Below are 357 nucleotides of genomic sequence, written 5' to 3'. Positions count from 1 at the left end.
GTGCTGGTCTTGCCGCTGCGGACAATACGATCGAGGCCTGGGTGGATGACGCCCTGCCATTCGATCCTCATATCGGCACCGATCTCGCTGCAGTTCTCGCTGGCGACGTGAAGGGCGATGTCGCCGACTTTGTCCGGAGCAACTATTCGAAGCCTCTCGACAGCGGCCGCCGCAAGCCAAAGATCAATGACGACGCTGCGACGGACCAGTCGTGGCGACGTATCGACGCCGATTGGCTGGGACTTGTCGCCGATCTTGCGATGCAGCTTGACCGAGGCGTCAACAATACCAGCCTGGTGCTGGCGTTTGAGATGCTGGATACAAAGAGGGTCTTCCTGTTCCCGGGGGATGCCCAGG

The 357-nt window shown here is 60.5% G+C and carries 1 pseudogene; it reads left to right on the top strand.

Going from position 1 to position 357, the window contains the following annotated elements:
• A pseudogene (locus AC1D0P_RS32560) lies at positions 1 to 357 on the top strand (hypothetical protein); the annotation flags it as partial.

It is taken from the genome of Polaromonas sp. P1_G2 (assembly GCF_056405515.1).
The sequence above is the reverse complement of the archived record's forward strand: the minus strand, read 5'-3'. Positions and strand labels throughout refer to the sequence as shown.